18 protein-coding genes are annotated in these 14,467 nt (G+C 72.7%); 2 read left to right on the top strand and 16 right to left on the bottom strand.

Annotated elements, in window-relative coordinates; all coding sequences use genetic code 11:
* The 6 genes from VKG64_15750 to ligA all read right to left on the bottom strand — a co-directional run.
* Positions 1-383 (bottom strand): GNAT family N-acetyltransferase (locus VKG64_15750; GenBank protein ID HKB26490.1); only part of this gene is annotated, 383 nt, incomplete at its 3' end.
* The gene (locus tag VKG64_15745; protein HKB26489.1) at positions 380-1,213 is read right to left on the bottom strand and encodes an alpha/beta hydrolase; all 834 of its coding nucleotides are present in this window, start codon (positions 1,211-1,213) and stop codon (positions 380-382) included. The genes VKG64_15745 and VKG64_15750, both read right to left, overlap by 4 nt.
* Positions 1,214-1,223: 10 nt before the next feature.
* Complete coding sequence (locus tag VKG64_15740) at positions 1,224-1,907, bottom strand: RraA family protein (protein ID HKB26488.1); 684 nt, start codon at positions 1,905-1,907, stop codon at positions 1,224-1,226.
* A complete protein-coding gene (locus VKG64_15735) occupies positions 1,907-2,560 on the bottom strand; it encodes a tetratricopeptide repeat protein (protein HKB26487.1) in 654 nt (217 codons plus the stop codon). The genes VKG64_15740 and VKG64_15735 overlap by 1 nt, the downstream gene beginning before the upstream one ends.
* Entirely contained in the window at positions 2,557-3,477 is a 921-nt protein-coding gene (locus VKG64_15730) for a galactose oxidase (protein ID HKB26486.1), read from the bottom strand. Before VKG64_15730 ends, VKG64_15735 begins: the two co-directional genes overlap by 4 nt.
* A 116-nt stretch (positions 3,478-3,593) precedes the next feature.
* Positions 3,594-5,603: an NAD-dependent DNA ligase LigA gene (gene ligA, locus VKG64_15725; protein HKB26485.1), complete on the bottom strand. Its 2,010-nt coding sequence runs from the start codon at positions 5,601-5,603 to the stop codon at positions 3,594-3,596.
* 98 nt (positions 5,604-5,701) lie between these two features.
* Here ligA and VKG64_15720 point away from each other — a divergent pair, with 98 nt between their 5' ends.
* Positions 5,702-6,409 (top strand): metal-dependent transcriptional regulator, encoded by a 708-nt coding sequence (locus tag VKG64_15720; protein ID HKB26484.1) that lies wholly within the window; start codon positions 5,702-5,704, stop codon positions 6,407-6,409.
* Positions 6,406-6,759: a hypothetical protein gene (locus VKG64_15715; GenBank protein ID HKB26483.1), complete on the top strand. Its 354-nt coding sequence runs from the start codon at positions 6,406-6,408 to the stop codon at positions 6,757-6,759. Before VKG64_15720 ends, VKG64_15715 begins: the two co-directional genes overlap by 4 nt.
* 37 nt (positions 6,760-6,796) lie before the next feature.
* On the opposite strand, the gene VKG64_15710 is transcribed toward VKG64_15715, so the two are convergent.
* The 10 genes from VKG64_15710 to htpX all read right to left on the bottom strand — a co-directional run bounded on the left by VKG64_15710 (position 6,797) and on the right by htpX (position 14,283).
* Positions 6,797-7,711, bottom strand: coding sequence for a tetratricopeptide repeat protein (locus VKG64_15710; protein ID HKB26482.1), 915 nt, complete (start codon positions 7,709-7,711; stop codon positions 6,797-6,799).
* Positions 7,708-8,190: a cytochrome c-type biogenesis protein CcmH gene (locus tag VKG64_15705; protein ID HKB26481.1), complete on the bottom strand. Its 483-nt coding sequence runs from the start codon at positions 8,188-8,190 to the stop codon at positions 7,708-7,710. Before VKG64_15705 ends, VKG64_15710 begins: the two co-directional genes overlap by 4 nt.
* Positions 8,187-8,708 carry a TlpA disulfide reductase family protein gene (locus VKG64_15700; GenBank protein ID HKB26480.1) on the bottom strand — a complete coding sequence of 174 codons (522 nt, stop codon included), beginning with the start codon at positions 8,706-8,708 and terminating at the stop codon, positions 8,187-8,189. Before VKG64_15700 ends, VKG64_15705 begins: the two co-directional genes overlap by 4 nt.
* Positions 8,709-8,719: 11 nt before the next feature.
* Entirely contained in the window at positions 8,720-10,663 is a 1,944-nt protein-coding gene (locus VKG64_15695; protein HKB26479.1) for a heme lyase CcmF/NrfE family subunit, read from the bottom strand.
* A complete protein-coding gene (locus VKG64_15690; GenBank protein HKB26478.1) occupies positions 10,660-11,100 on the bottom strand; it encodes a cytochrome c maturation protein CcmE in 441 nt (146 codons plus the stop codon). The genes VKG64_15695 and VKG64_15690 overlap by 4 nt, the downstream gene beginning before the upstream one ends.
* An 82-nt stretch (positions 11,101-11,182) precedes the next feature.
* A complete protein-coding gene (locus tag VKG64_15685) occupies positions 11,183-11,326 on the bottom strand; it encodes a hypothetical protein (GenBank protein ID HKB26477.1) in 144 nt (47 codons plus the stop codon).
* A complete protein-coding gene (gene ccmC, locus VKG64_15680; protein HKB26476.1) occupies positions 11,326-11,973 on the bottom strand; it encodes a heme ABC transporter permease CcmC in 648 nt (215 codons plus the stop codon). The genes VKG64_15685 and ccmC overlap by 1 nt, the downstream gene beginning before the upstream one ends.
* On the bottom strand, positions 11,970-12,647 hold the full coding sequence (locus VKG64_15675) for a heme exporter protein CcmB (GenBank protein ID HKB26475.1): 678 nt from the start codon (positions 12,645-12,647) through the stop codon (positions 11,970-11,972). Before VKG64_15675 ends, ccmC begins: the two co-directional genes overlap by 4 nt.
* Positions 12,644-13,363 (bottom strand): heme ABC exporter ATP-binding protein CcmA, encoded by a 720-nt coding sequence (ccmA, locus tag VKG64_15670; protein ID HKB26474.1) that lies wholly within the window; start codon positions 13,361-13,363, stop codon positions 12,644-12,646. Before ccmA ends, VKG64_15675 begins: the two co-directional genes overlap by 4 nt.
* Positions 13,364-13,434: 71 nt before the next feature.
* Positions 13,435-14,283, bottom strand: coding sequence for a zinc metalloprotease HtpX (htpX, locus tag VKG64_15665; protein ID HKB26473.1), 849 nt, complete (start codon positions 14,281-14,283; stop codon positions 13,435-13,437).
* Positions 14,284-14,467: the final 184 nt, after the last annotated feature.

The raw sequence follows: 14,467 nt of genomic DNA, 5'->3' as shown, positions 1-14,467 counted from the left end.
CCCTGCGGCAGATTGTCGATGTACCCGGACGGATGGAAGCCGAGCGCGGTGTGCATCTGGATCGCCACCGAGTTCGTCTCCTCGGTCGACGAGTAGAGCCGTGGGCTCGGCGAGATGCCCTCCACCTCGTGGTAGAGCGCGCGGGCGACGCCGCGCTTGCGATGATCTTCGCGCACGGACGCCAGCGACACCAGCGTGCACTGGAACCAGTCGGTGCGGTAGCCGAGGACGCCCACGACGTCACCCGCCTCCTCCGCGACCAGGAGGTGATGGCGCTCGGCGTGGGAGCGGACGAGCGGCCCGGCGCGCCCGGGGCCGAGGGTCTCCGTCGCGAGGGCCATGAGCCCCGCGAGGTCGGACGCTTCCGCGTGCCGGACGTTCATCCGCCGAGGAAGGCGCGGAGCTCACGCCCGACGACCGGGTTCTCGCCGAGGACGACCGTGTAGTGGTTCGTGTCCGGGACGACCACCAGCCGGCAGTCCGGGATCGCGTGGGCCATCGCCTCCGCCTCCTCCTGGGTCATGAGGCAGTCGTCGGCGCGCAGGAGGCCGTCCGGGGCGCGGAAGAGGAGGGTGGGGGCCGTGACCCGGTGGTGCCAGACCCAGAGGCGCGTGCGCTGGAGGTTCGCCACCTCCTCCTCGATCGCGTGGCGCGCCACCTTGGAGCGCACGCCGCCGCCCGGCCCCGGCTCGACGTCGTAGGTGTAGTGGCGGGCGAGGTGGTCGTTCCAGCGGCCCGCGAACATCGGCAGGCCCCGGAGCATCTCGAGGAATGCGTCGAGCGAGGGGAACTCGACGCCGAGCCGGCCGATCGCGGGCGCCAGCGAATCCAGGATCTCGGCGCGCACGTCGAGCCCGCCGTCGAAGAGGACCAGCCGCTCGACGCGGTCCGGGTGGAGCGACGCGAAGCGGACCGCGATGTGGGCCCCGAGCGAGTGGCCCATGACGACCGCGCGGGGCAGGCGGAAGTGGTCGAGCAGCCCGAGGAGGTCGGCGGCGTGCTCGGCGAGGCTGTAGCCCTTCGCCGGCTTGTCGCTGTCGCCGCGCCCGCGGAGGTCGTACGCGAGCAGCCGCCGGCGGCCATCGAGAGCGTCGGCGATCGGGTACCACACGGTGTGGTTCGACGTGAGGCCGTGGACCGCGACGATCGCGGGGCCGCGCCCGGGCCACTCGTGAACCGCGAGGCCCACGCCGTCGGTGTTCACCCGCTGCACGCCGGGGCTCCTAGTAGGTCCCGGGGCGGATCTGCTTGTAGAGCTCCTTCAGCGCGTCGGCGGAGAACGTCGGCGACTGGCAGAGCCCGATGATCTTGCGCTCGTCGGCCTCGACCTTGTGGACCGCATCGGGGATGCGGTCGGCGATCTCCGCGGGGATCGTCACCGCGCCGTGCTGGTCGCAGTGGATGAGGTCGCCGGGCTTCACCCAGAGCCCGCCGACCTTCACGGGGAGGCCGAAGTCCACCATGTGCACGTAGGCGTGCGAGACCGACACGTGCGCCGCCGCGAACTGGAACCCCAGCCCGCGCACCTCGTCGAGGTCGCGCACTGAGCCGTCGGTGACGACGCCCGCGCAGCCGAGCGCCCGGTGGATGTTGGCCTGGACCTCGCCCCACTGGGCCCCCTGGCCGCGCGGGTCGTCGAGGTCGTGGACCACGATCACGCGCGGGGCGGGGATCGAGAGCACGTAGTCCCACCAGGCGAAGGTGGACGCGCGGTGACCCTGCAGCGGCGCGGGCTCGGCACGGATCAGCGCCGGCACCGCGTAGCCCACGAGCGGACCGAGCTCGGGGAACAGGGCGCGGAGCTCCGAGGACGTGAACCCCTGGCTCCGCGGCCGGACGTTGAACGTCTCGATCCCGTTGGCCACGCTCGGGCTGGAGATCTTCCGGAGCGACTCGATCAGGTCCATCAGGTCGTGTCCTTTCGACGCTGGATCAGGAGCTGCTTGAGCATCTCGATGGTCTCGCGGACCGACGGGAGGTTCGGGTCGACGGCGAGGGCGCGCTCGAAGTACTCGAGGGCGCGCTCGGGCCGCTCGAGCTGCAGGTAGATCATGCCGTACCCCGAGAGGGCCCCGAAGTGGTAGGGGTTGCGCTTCATCACCTCGTCGCAGTCGGCGAGCGACTTCGCGTACTCGCCCATCAGGTAGTAGACCGTCGCGCGCTTGTTCCACCCCTCGGCGAACTCCGGCTTGAGCGCGATGACGCGGCTGAAGGTCTCGACCGCGGCGTCGCCCTGCTGCGCGTTCATCTGTTCGATGCCGACCGCCAGGAGCCGGTCCACCGCCTCGTCGCCCGAGCGGCTCCACACCCGCCAGAGCGCGCTCTCGGCGAGCGCGCGGACGAGCGGGTCCGCGTCGCGCAGCGCCGTGACGAGGGTGGGCGCGTCGTCCATGAGCCCGTGGTCGCCGAGCCAGCGCGCCGCCTGGCGGCGGGCCTCGGCGTTGCGCGCCGTGGCGAGCGCGCGGAGCGCCTCCTCGCGCGCGGTGTCGGCGTCGGCGCCCGGCGGCGCGCCCGCCGCGGCGAGGAGCGCCGCCGCCAGGGCGAGCGCGGCGGCCCTCACGGCGCGTACGCCTCGGTCACGTCCGTCCGCGCGAAGCCGGGCGCCGTCGCGCCGCCCGCGACGTAGATCCGGCCGCCGATCGTGGCCGCGCCCATGCCGTGGCGCGGCGTCCGCATCGCGTCCTTGCCGATCCACCGGCTGCCCGCGATCTCGAACATCTCGTTGGCGCTGAAGATGCGGAGCGGCGCCTCGCCGCCGAAGACGAAGATCCGGTCGCCGACGACGGCGGCGGCCAGGCCGCCGCGCCTGGTGGGGAGCGGGACGCCGGTGGACCAGCCGCCCGTCGCGGGGTCGTAGATCTCGACCGCCGCGTGCTGCGTGCCGACGAAGGACTCGCGCCCGCCGATGGCCCAGAGGCGTCCCTGGAACACCACCGCCGCGAGGTGGTCGCGCGGCGTCGGCAGCGGCGGCGCCTCCGACCAGCGGTCGGTCGCCGGGTCGTAGATGTCGTGCGCGCCGGTCACCTTGTCGCCGCTCCCGCCGACCGCGTGGAGCCTGCCCGCGAGGGCGACGAGCGCGAGCCCGCCGCGCGGCGCCCGCAGGGGCGCGCGCGTGGACCAGGAGTTACGCGCCTCGTCGTACTCGTAGACGGTGCTGAGCGCGGTCCAGCTCGCGCGGCCCGTGTACCCGCCGGCGACGAAGAGGCGCCCGTCGAGGACGGCCGCGGCCGCGTGATGCGTCGGCGCGGGCAGGGGCGCACGCGCCTCCCAGCGGTCGGCGGCGGGGTCGTAGACCTCGACGGTCCCGACCGCCTCCGCACCCCCGCCGAAGCCGCCGATCACGAAGAGGCGCCCGCCGAGCGCCGCCGCCGCGACCTCCTGCCGAGCCGTGGGCATCGGCGCGACCGCGGTCCACTTGCCCGGGCTCCGGATGTCGAGCGGCGCCGACGAGTCGACGGTCCGGCCGAAGCAACCCATCGTCGCGAGGGCCGCGAGGATGATTGTAGCGGGGACCGCGGGGCCGCGACACTTCGTGGGTGGCCTGATCCAGGCGTGACCCGGCTCCGTCCGTCCAGTCACCGTGTCGTGTTTGGTCATTGTCGACTCACCAGGTCGAGGAACTGCCGCTCGTCGAGCACCGTCACCCCCAGACGCCGGGCGTCGTCGGCCTTGTTCCCGGGCACCTCCCCGACGACGACGTAATCGATCTTCTTCGACACCGAGCCCTTCACCTGACCGCCGCGCTGCTCGATCAGCTCGCGCGCGGCCTCCCGGCTGAGCGCCGCGAGCGTGCCGGTGAGGACGAAGGTCTTGCCGGCGAGCGGCTTCGGTCCTGCCGGCGCCTGGGGCGCGTCCGTCACGACGCCGCGCTCCTTCAGCGTCTTGATCAGCTCGCGGTTCGTCGGGTCCTCGAAGAACGCGCGGACCGATCCCGCGATCGTCTCGCCGATCCCGTGGACCTCGGCGAGCTCCGCCTCCTCCGCCGCCGCGATCCGCTCGAGGCTGCCGAAGCGCGCCGCGAGGAGCTGCGCGACCCGCTCGCCGACCAGGCGGATGCCGAGCGCGTTCAGGAGCCGTGCGAGGCCCTGGTCGCGGGACGCGGCGATCGCCCGGATCAGGTTCTCGGCCGACTTCTCGCCCTGGCGCTCGAGCTCGCTGACCTCGGCGACGGTGAGAGTGTAGAGGTCGGCGAAGTCGCTCACCAGTCCTTTCTCCACCAGCTGCTCGACGACCCGCTCGCCGAGGTGCTCGATGTCCATCGCCCGGCGGGAGCCGAAGTGGCGGAGGCGCTCCTTCAGCTGCGCCGGGCAGGCGCTGTTCATGCAGCGCCAGTACGCCTCGCCCTCGGGGCGGAAGGCGACCCCGCCGCACTTCGGGCACCGCGTCGGGAACGCGTACGGCGCGGCGCCCGGGGGGCGCTTGGCGGTCACCACCTGGACGACGTAGGGGATCACGTCGCCGGCGCGCTCGATCAGGACCGTGTCGCCGACGCGGACGTCCTTCTTCCGGATCTCGTCCTCGTTGTGGAGGCTGACGTTCCTGATCACGACGCCGGCGAGCTCGACGGGCTGGAGCTTGGCGACGGGCGTCAGGATGCCGGTCTTGCCCACGCCGACCTCGATCGCCTCGACCACCGTCGTGGCCTGCCGGGCCGCGAACTTGAACGCGATCGCCCAGCGCGGGTGGTGTGTGGTCGAGCCCAGCCGGCGCTGGTGGTCGAGCGCGTCCACCTTGACCACGACGCCGTCGGCGTCGTACCCGAGCGCGTCGCGGTCCCGCTCGAGCCGGGCGCAGTACTCGATCACCTCGTCGAGGGTCTCCCGCCGCTCGGCGCGCGGGTTCGTCTTGAGCCCGGCGGCGCGCATCGCCTCGAGCGTGTCCCGGTACGTCTGGAAGCCCAGCGCGTCGGCGCGGCTCACGTGATAGAGGAAGATGTCGAGCGGGCGCCGCGCGGTGACCGCGGGGTCCTTCTGGCGGACCGCGCCCGCCGCGGCGTTGCGCGGGTTCGCGAAGGTCGACTCGCCGGCCTCCTCCAGCGCCCGGTTCAGCTTCGCGAACTCGGCGCGTGGCATGAAGACCTCGCCGCGGACCTCGAGCCGGTCCACCTCCGCGAGCGCGCCGCGGAGCACCATCGGGATGCTGCGGATCGTCTTGAGGTTCGGCGTGACGTCCTCGCCGACGCGCCCGTCGCCGCGGGTGGCGCCGCGCACGAAGCGACCGCGCTCGTAGAGCAGCGCGACGCCGAGCCCGTCGATCTTCGGCTCGCACACGTACGCGAAGCGCGTGCCCGGCAGCGCGCGCTGCAGGCGCGCCTCGAACTCGCGGAGGTCCTCGGGGTCGGTCGCGTTGTCGAGCGAGAGCATCGCGAGCTGGTGCTCCACCGGCTTGAACACGTCCGTCGGCACGCCCGCGACGCGCTGGGTCGGGCTGTCGTCGGTGACGAGGTCGGGGAATGCCGCCTCCAGCTCGCGGAGCTCCCGCATGAGCCGGTCGTATTCGGCGTCGGAGACCTCCGGACGCGCCTCGACGTAGTAGAGGTAGTCGTGGTGGTGGATCCGCTCGCGCAGCTCGGCGATCCGCTGCGCCGCCTCGGCCCGTGTCATCGGGAGCAGAATATCATCCCGGCGGAGCGAATCCTTGCGGCCCGGCCGCGGACTGACGCTATACTCTGGGCGGGTCGCGGACCCGTCGGACGTCTGAGATGCGGACATCGTCGAGCGTACGAGGCAAGCGCGGCGCGCCGGGCACCACGGCCTCGGTCCAGGATTACCTCGCGGCGATCTACGACCTGGCGTCGAGCGGCCGGCCCGTGATCGGCGCGCGACTCGCGAAGCACATGGCCGTGTCCGCCCCCGCGGTGACCGAATCGGTCCAGCGCCTCACGCGGGCCGGCTACGTCCGCGTCGGCCGTGGCAAGGAGCTCACGCTCACGACGAAGGGCCGGCAGATCGCCGAGGTGATGGCGCGCCGCCACCGCCTCCTCGAGCGCTGGCTCACCGACACGCTCGGGCTCAACTGGACGGATGCCCACGAGGAGGCGCACCGGCTCGAGCACGCGCTCTCCCCGCGCGTCGAGGACCGTCTGGCGGAGCTCCTCGGCATGCCGTCGACGTGCCCGCACGGCAACCCGATCCCGGGCATGGCGAAGCCGACGCGCGTCGAGCCGTTCCCGCTCGCCCAGGCGCGCGAGGGGACGACGGTCGTCGTCGAACGGATCACCGAGGAGGCGGAGGCGGACAAGAAACTCCTCGAGCACCTCTGGAAGCACGACGTGCGTCCGGGCCGCCGGCTCAAGATCACCGAGGTGGCGCTGCCGGCGGAGACGATCACGGCCGCGAGCGACGGCCAGACGATCACGCTGGGGTTGCGCGCGGCCGCGAAGATCTGGGTGTACGTGCCGACCGCATGAAGATCATCTTCTGGCTCTTCGTCGCGCTGGCCTTCGTCTACGCCTTCTATTCGGGCGCGATCGCGGCCTATCAGTACATGCAGGTCAAGGACATCGTCGAGGAGACGGTGCAGGAGCGCTGGAGGCTCGACAAGTTCGAGCGCTCCGGGCGCGTCAGGGACGACATCCTCAAGAAGACGCCCGCCGTCGGCGTCACGCTCGACGAGCGCGACGTGCGCGTGATCGAGGAGAACCGGATCCTGCGCGTGCTGATCCGCTGGTCCTATCGCTTCCTCGTGTTCAGGGGCGACGCGCTCATCTCGATCCCGATCTCGTACGACAAGGCCTTCGAGGTTCCCCCCGGGCGCTGACGCGGCGGGGCGAGGTGTTCGGGGCCGCCCCGACCCGTCAGCGCTTGGCTCGGGCGTCCTGGATCAGCCTGGCGCCGCGCTCGCGATCCTCGCCGGGCGGGGAGACCGCGAGGAACTTCTCCCACGCCTTGATGGCGCCGGCCGTGTCCTTCTTGGCCTCGTAGAGCACCTGGCCGCGGTAGAGCAGCGCGGGCGGGTAGCTCGGATCGATCGCGAGCGCCTTGTCGAACGTCTCGAGCGCGGTGTCCGCGTGGCCGCCGATCGCGACGATCAGCCCGAGGTGGGTCATCGCGTCCACGTTCTTCGGGTCGCGCTTGAGGATCGCCTGGTACGCGGCGATCGCCTCCCCGTAGCGTCCGGCGAAGAGGCTCTGGCGCGCCGCGCTCAGCATGCCCTGCAGCATCTCGGGCGTCAGCCCGCGCGCCGCGCCCCCGCCGGGCGCGCCCGGGCCGGGGCTCGGCTCGGGTCCGAGCGTGGCGAGCGGGCGCGAGCCCGGCATGGCGACGCTCACCGCCTGGTCGGGCTCGGTGTGGCGCGCGATGCCCGCGCCGAGCACGATCCCGAACGCCAGCAGCAGGACGCCCGCCGCGCCGAGGGCGGCGGGACGGCGCCACGCCGAGCGCCGGGCGGGCCCGTCCGCGTGAACGGGAGGCCGGGCCGGCTCGCCGGGCCCGAGACGGTCGAGCTCGGTGAGGACGCGGGCCGCCTCGCTCTCGTACCGCGCGCGCAGCCCGGCGTAGTCGTCGTCCCCGATGTGCCCCGACTCGTGCTCGAAGCCGAGCTCGCGCAGCGCCGCGAGCGCGGCGCGCTTCTCCTCCAGGAGCTCCTGGCGGCGGTCCGGCGGCAGCGGCAGGAGCCCGCGCGTCCGCCCGCGCCGGCCGACGAGCGGCCAGAGCGTGAAGGCCACCGCCGGCAGGCCGATCGCGACGATCGCGACGAGCGTCGCCGTCACGGCCCGGACTCGAGCTCGCGGCGGATCCGCTCCCGCATCGCTGGGTCCACGACGGGGGGCGCCGCCGGCGCCGCCCGCCGCCTGCGCGTCCAGCGCGCGAGGAGCACCGCTGCCAGCAGGAGGCCGGCGGCGACGGCGACCACGGGCGCCGCCCACACGAGCAGCGTGAACCCGCGCCGCGGCGGCGCGAGGAGGATCCACTCGCCGTAGCGGTCGACGAAGAACTGGACGACCCGCTCCGGTGGCTCGCCCGCCTCGAGGCGCTCGCGGACGATCGCGCGCATCTGGCTCGCCATCTCCGAGGGCGAGTCGGCCACCGAGAGGGTCTGGCAGACGACGCAGCGGAGCTGCGCCGCCACGTCGTGGACCTGCTGCTCGGTGACCCGGCGCGTCGGCGCCTGCGCCGCCGCGCCGGCGGCGACGGCGACGGCGACGGCGAGGGCGAGCGCGAGCCCGAGCGCCGCTCCCCGTGCGCTCATCCCGTCGGCTCCGCCAGGAGCGTCTCGACGTTCGTGCGGAAGGTCTCGTCGGTGACGCCGCCCACGTGCTTCGCGCGGATCCGGCCGCGCCGGTCGATGAAGAAAGTCTCCGGCACGCCGTAGACGCCGTAGTCGACCGAGACCCGGCCGGTCGTGTCGCGGGCGTTGGGGAAGCTCAGGCTGAAGTCGCGCACGAACTTCCGCGCCGCCTCGGGCGTGTCCTGGATGTCCACGCCGATCACGACGACGCCGCGGTCACGATAGGCGCGCCAGTTCCTCTCGAGCACCGGCGCCTCCTCGTAGCACGCGGGGTAGCACCACGACGCCCAGAAGTTGAGGACGACGACCTTGCCGCGCTGGGCCTCGAGCGCGAGCGGCGCGCCCTCGAAGGTCTGGAGCGCGAAGACGGCCGCCGGCCGGCCGACGAGCGGCGACGGAGCCTCGCGCGGGTTCACGCGGAAGCCGTACGCGAGCAGGGCGAGGACGGGCACCGCGGAGAGCGGAATCAGCCAGCGCAGGAGCCGCGGCGTCACGCCGGCTTCTTCCGCTCCGGGAGGATCGCGAGCCCGGCCCCCAGCGTGAGCACGCCGCCGCCGATCCAGATCCAGCTGACGAGGCGATTGACCTGGAGCTTCACCGTCGCGTGCGAGCCGTCCCGCGCGAAATCGCCGAGGACGAGGTAGACGTCCTCGCGGAGCCCGAGACGGTAATCCACGCCGGCGATCGGCGACTGCTCCTGGGGGTAGAACTTCTTCGCGGGCCGCAGGACGCCCAGCACGCGCCCGTTCGAGACCGTGAACGCGCCCGCCACCTTGAAGTGGTTCGACTCCTCGCTGGCGCTGAGCCCGTCGAAGCGCACGCGGTAGCCCGCAAGCTCGGCGTGCTCGCCGCGCCGGAGCGTCGTCTCGGTCTGCACGGACCACGCCTGCGAGCCGGTCACGCCCAGCGTGACGAGCAGGACGCCGAGGTGGACGACGAAGCCGCCGTACCGGCGGTTGTGCCGGCGCAGGAGCCCGCCCATCGCCGGCAGGAGCCGCTCGCCCGTGCGGAGGCGCGCGCGCGTGGCGCGGGAGAAGTCCACGGCGATCGTGGCGGCGACGAAGACGGTGAGCGTCAGGGTCAGCACGGCGAGCGCCGACCGTACGCCGAGCGCCCAGAAGAACGCGGCCGCCGCGACGCCCGCCGCGACGGGCCAGAGGAAGTTCCGCCGCAGGTTGTCGGGCGAGGCGCGCCGCCAGGCGATGAGCGGCCCGACGCCCATGAGGAAGATGAGCGCGAGGAAGAGCGGCACGTTGACCTGGTTGAAGAACGGGGCGCCGACCGAGACCTTCACGCCGCGTACCGCCTCGGCGAGGAGCGGAAACACGGTGCCGAAGAAGACGGTGAACGCGGCCGCGACGAGCAGCACGTTGTTCAGGAGGAACGCCGACTCGCGCGAGACGACCGAGTCGAGCTCGCCCTGCGCGCCGAGCGCGTCCCAGCGCCACGCGAGGAGGCCGAGCGCGGTGAGCAGGACGAGCGCCAGGAAGCCGAGGAAGAAGGCGCCGATCGTGCCCTGGGTGAACGCGTGGACCGAGGCGATCACGCCCGAGCGCGTGAGGAACGTGCCGAAGAGGGTGAGCCCGAACGTGAGGATCACGAGCGCGAGGTTCCAGAGCTTCAGCATCCGCCGGCGCTCCTGGACCATCACCGAGTGCAGGAACGCGGTCGCGGTGAGCCACGGCATGAAGGCGGCGTTCTCCACCGGATCCCAGGCCCAGTACCCGCCCCAGCCGAGGACGTGATAGCTCCACCAGCCGCCGATGAGGAGCCCGAGCGAGAGGAAGTACCACGCGACGATGGTCCAGCGCCGGGTCAGCGTGATCCACGTGTCGCCGACGCGTCCGGTGATGAGCGCGGCCAGCGCGAAGGCGAACGGCACCGTCACGCCCGTGAAGCCCAGGTAGAGCGCCACGGGGTGGGTGATCATGCCCGTGTCCTCGAGCAGCGGGTTGAGGCCGCGGCCGTCGGCGGGCGCCGGGGTGAGGCGCGCGAAGGGCGGCGCGGCCACCGTGATGACGAGGAGGAAGAAGGCCATGACCGAGAGCATCACCGCGAGGACCCAGGGATAGAGCTCGCGCGCGCTCTCGCGGTGGCGGAGGATCACGACGAGCGTGTAGAGCGCGAGCAGCCAGGTCCACAGGATGATCGAGCCCTCGAGCGCTCCCCACACGCCCGTGATCCGGTAGTAGAACGGCGTGCCGAGGTTCGTGTTCATGGCGACGTAGCGCACCGAGAAGTCGAAGGCGAGGAAGGCGTAGCTCAGGAGCGCGAAGCACGCCGTCACGAGGACGAAGACGCCGAGCGCCGCGTGCTGCGCCGAGAGCACGAGCGCGGGCCGCCCGGTGCCGGCGCCCGCGGCGGCGGCCGCGGCGCCCCAGAGCGCCAGGGCGAGCGCGACGATCGCCGCCGCGCTGCCGAGCTCGGGGATCACCGCTCCGCCCCCTTGAGGGTCCGCATCAGCTCCTGGTACTTCGTCCCGTCGCCGTCGTGAGGCGCCTTGTACTCTTCGGAGTGCTTGGCGAGGATGAGGCTCGCCCTGAAGTAGCCGTCGGCGGTCCAGCTTCCCTCGACGACGGCGCCGCGGCCCTCGCCGAACAGGTCGGGGGGCGTGCCCTTGTGGCGCACGGGCACCGTCGCCTTGCCGTCGCCGAGGGTGAAGGAGAGGTCGAGCGCCCGCGGCTCCCACCTGAGCGAGCCGGCCTCAACCATCCCGCCGAGCCGGTAGGCCTTGCCGACGACGGGCGCCGCGACGAGCTCGCTCGGCGTGACGAAGTAGACCGCCGACTGGGTCACGCCGGCGTAGATCATGTACCCGAGCGCCGCGGCGATGACCGCGCCGCCGGCGACGAATTTCGCCTTCCGGGTCATTGTAGCGGGATCCGCGAGGCCGGAGGCACTCGGGGCGTGCCCTGGCCAAGGTGCGTGGTGGCTGCGTTCGGCATGGCACGATTCATTCCATCGAGCTCCGCGAGGCGGGCGGCGGTCGGTGGGTGGCAAGCGCCCGTTCCTTGCGGACGAGGCGCCGCCAGTAGGCGAGGAGCACCGCCGCGGCGAGGACGTAGGCGGCGAGGACGAAGCCCCAGTTGTCCGGCATCAGGCCGCCGCCTCCGCCTCGAGCCGGAGCACGCGCACACGCCTGGCGAGGAAGTAGAGGTAGAGGAGCGAGAACGCCGCGAAGTTCACGAGGAGCGCGGCGACGATCGCCCGCGGCATGCTGCTCCCGCCGGGCTTCATCAGCGACGGCGGCTGGTGCAGCGTGCGCCACCAGTAGACCGAGAAGTGGACGAGCGGGATGTTGAGCGCCGCGACGATGCCGAGGACGGCGGCCGAGCGCGCGGCGCGCTCGGGCTCCTCGAGCGTGCCGCGGAGCAGGAGATAGCCGACGTACATCACGAACAGGATCGCCACGCTCGTGAGGCGCGCGTCCCACGTCCACCAGGTGCCCCACGTCGGCTTGCCCCAGATCGAGCCCGTCGCGATCGTGAGGCCCGTGAAGAGGACGCCGAGCTCGGCCGAGGCGTGCGCGACGCGGTCGGCGGCGGCCGAGCGCCGGGCCAGGTATACGATCGAGGCCGCGAACACGACGGCGAACGCGACGTAGGCGACCCAGACGCTCGGCACGTGCAGGTACATGATGCGCTGCACGTTGCCCTGCGTCGCCTCGCGCGGCGCGACGGCGAAGCCCATCACGAGACCCGCGAGGATTCCCGCCGCGGCGAGCCACCCGAGCGCCGTGGTCATGACTCGAGCAGGAAGTCGAACGTGAGCAGCCCCGCCACGACGTACACGACGTCGGCCGCGGCGAGGAGCTTGAGCCAGTGGGCGACGGCGGACAGGGGCTCGCCGAGGAGGATGGCCTCGGTGGCCTTGACCGAGCCGAGCAGGACGGGCACCTGGACGGGCAGCAGCAGCACGGGGAAGAGCAGCTCGCGCGCGCGCACCTGCGCGGTCATCGCCGCGAAGAGCGTGCCGACGGCGGCGAGCCCGAGCGTGCCGAGCGCTACGACGACGGACAGCGCGGGCAGCGCCGCCGTGAGGTCCACGTTGAAGAAGACGGTGAAGAGGCCGAGCAGCATCGCCTCGACGGCAAGCATCAGGAGCACGTTACCCGCGAGCTTCCCGGCGTAGATCGCCGACTTGTCGCCGGGGGCGAGGAGCAGCGCGTCCCAGCAATCGTTCTCGCGCTCGAGCACGAACGTGCGCCCGAGCCCGAGGAGCCCGGCGAGGACGAAGCCCAGCCAGAGGAGGCCGGGGAGCGTCGCGGCGAGCCGCTCGCGGTCGGCCCCGAGGGTGAACTGGAACACGAAGAGCAGCAGGAGCGCGAAGAAGGCGAGCCCGTTGAGCGTCTCCTTCGAGCGGCGCTCGACGAGCAGATCCTTCCAGAGGACCACCCACGCGCGCCTGGCGAAGCTCACGCGCCCTCCTCCGCGTGCTGCCGGTAGAGGCGCGCGATCTCGTCGGCGTCGAGCGCGCCGCGCGGCGTGTCGAGGGCGATCGCGCCCGCGGCGAGGACGACGATCCGGTCGGCGACGGCCAGCTCGCGGCCGAAGCTATGGCCGGCCATCAGCATCGCGGCGCCGGCCACCTTGAGGCCCTCGAGGAACCCCTCGAGCCACTTCTTCGCCCGCTGGTCGAGCCCCGCGAAGGGCTCGTCGAGCAGGAGGACGCGCGGGCGGGCCAGCACCAAGCGGGCGATCGCGAGCCGGCGCTTCATGCCCGCCGAGAGCGTGCGCACGCGCTCGCCCGCGAACCGCTCGAGCTCGACCGCCGCGAGGGCCCCCGCGAGCGCGGCGCCGTCGGTCCGGAGGCCCTGGAGCGCGGTCCAGAACCTGAGGTTCTCGAGGGCGGTGAGGTCCTCGTACACGCAGGCACCGTGCCCGAGCAGGCCGATGTGCGGCCGCACGCGCTCGGGCGCCGCGGCGCAGTCGTGGCCGAGGACGGTGGCGGTGCCGCGCGAGGGGCGCGTGAGAGTCGCCAGGATCCGCAGGAGCGTCGTCTTGCCGGCGCCGTTCGCGCCGAGGAGCGCCACCGCCTCACCGCCGCGCACGTCGAGCGTGACGCCGTCGAGCACTCGATGGGCGCCGAAGGCCTTGCGGAGACCGGTGACACGAACGACGGGCTCTGCGGTCATGCTGAACCGCTCGATTCTCGCCTAGCGGCGACGAGCGGTCAAGGAAACGGCTCGCCGGGACGCGCGGGGCGCTACGCCCGCATCGCGCGGAGCCGCGCGATGCGCTCCTCGATCGGCGGGTGCGTCGAGAAGAGGCGCATCAGCGACTGACCGCTCAGCGGGTTGACGATGAAGAGGTGCGCCGTCGAAGGATTGGCCGCGAGCGGCGCCGTCGCGTTCGCCATCTCGAGCTTCTCGAGCGCCTTCGCGAGGCCCCACGGCTTGCCGGCGATCCGGGCGCCGGTCGCGTCGGCCTGGAACTCGCGCGCGCGCGAGACCGCGAGCTGCACGAGCAGCGCGGCGATCGGGGCGAGCACCGCCATCAGGATCAACGCGATCGGATTCCCCCCGCCCTCCTCGTCGTCGCTCCGCCCGCCGCCCCAGAACGCGGCCCACTGCGCCATGTGCGCGAGGTAGGTGATGGCGCCCGCGAGCGTCGCGGCGATCGTCGAGACGAGGACGTCGCGGTTCTTCACGTGCGAGAGCTCGTGGGCGAGCACGCCCTCGAGCTCCTCGTCGTCCAGGACGCGGAGGATGCCCTGGGTCACGGCCACCGCGGCGTGCTGCGGGTTGCGGCCCGTGGCGAAGGCGTTCGGCGTGTCGCTCGGGATGAGATAGACCGGCGGCATCGGGAGGCCCGCGCGGGTGGTGAGCCGCCGGAGGATCGCGTGGAGGTTCGGCGCCTGCGCCTCGTCGAGGCGCTGGGCGCCGTACATGGACAGCACGATCTTGTCGGAGAACCAGTAGCTCCCGACGTTCATGACGAGCGCCAGAATGAACGCGATGGTCATGCCCTGCTGGCCGCCCAGCGCTCCGCCGACGAGCACGAGCAGGCACGTGAGGACGATCAGGAGGAAGCCGGTCTTGATCAGGTTTGCCATCGCGGGGGCCTCCAGCTCGAATGCTAGCAGCCGGTCGTAGGAGCGTCAAGCAAGCGGCCCTGAAGCGCGGCGCCGGCGGGCGGTCGCGCGCGGCTCGAGGCCGACCCAGCGGATGCCGCGCACCCCCGCGAAGCGTCGGGCCATGACCTCGAGCGCGTCGGGATTGTCGTCGATCAAGATGAAC

The organism is Candidatus Methylomirabilota bacterium (genome assembly GCA_035260325.1).
GTDB lineage: Bacteria > Methylomirabilota > Methylomirabilia > Rokubacteriales > CSP1-6 > AR19.
This window is presented reverse-complemented; position numbering and strand designations above follow the sequence as displayed.